This window comes from Cupriavidus sp. 8B (assembly GCF_054589115.1).
In genome coordinates this window covers 1-374 of the sequence record NZ_BAAILO010000152.1, presented here as the reverse complement: position 1 = coordinate 374, position 374 = coordinate 1, and the positions used below count along the sequence as shown (strand labels likewise).

General features: G+C 54.8%; 1 protein-coding gene and 1 pseudogene. One reads left to right on the top strand and one right to left on the bottom strand.

The window, feature by feature from the left end; translation table 11 throughout:
• A pseudogene (locus ACYP5B_RS15540) lies at positions 1-111 on the bottom strand (Hsp20/alpha crystallin family protein); the annotation flags it as partial.
• Positions 112-272: 161 nt separating this feature from the next.
• Between ACYP5B_RS15540 and ACYP5B_RS15535 the strand changes: the two are divergent.
• A partial coding sequence (locus tag ACYP5B_RS15535; RefSeq protein WP_459570315.1) for a DnaJ domain-containing protein occupies positions 273-374 on the top strand: 102 nt, incomplete at its 3' end.

The following is a 374-nucleotide window of genomic DNA, read 5'->3' as shown; positions in this document are numbered from 1 at the left end:
ACTGACCCGACCACGAATACTGGGAGACTGCTCGAATGGCTGGTGCAGCTCGCGCTGCAGGCGTTCCAGTTCTGAGAATACGTCACGGGGAAACAGAGATCGATACATCATGTTTGCCTCCATTCGCTTTGGCGCGGGCGCCATATTTCTGACGTCTCCGGTTGGAATGGTAAGGCTTCTCCCGAGGATATCAAGCTCTTGATTTGACTGATATTCGCCGTCATGCTTTCGAGCGGAAGGGCAGCATTAGAGACGTGGAAAGGGGAACACGCATGGAATTCCAGGACTACTACAAGACGCTGGGAGTGACACGTGATGCCACCGCTGAGGACATCAAGAAGGCGTTCCGCAAGCTCGCGCGCAAGTTCCATCCC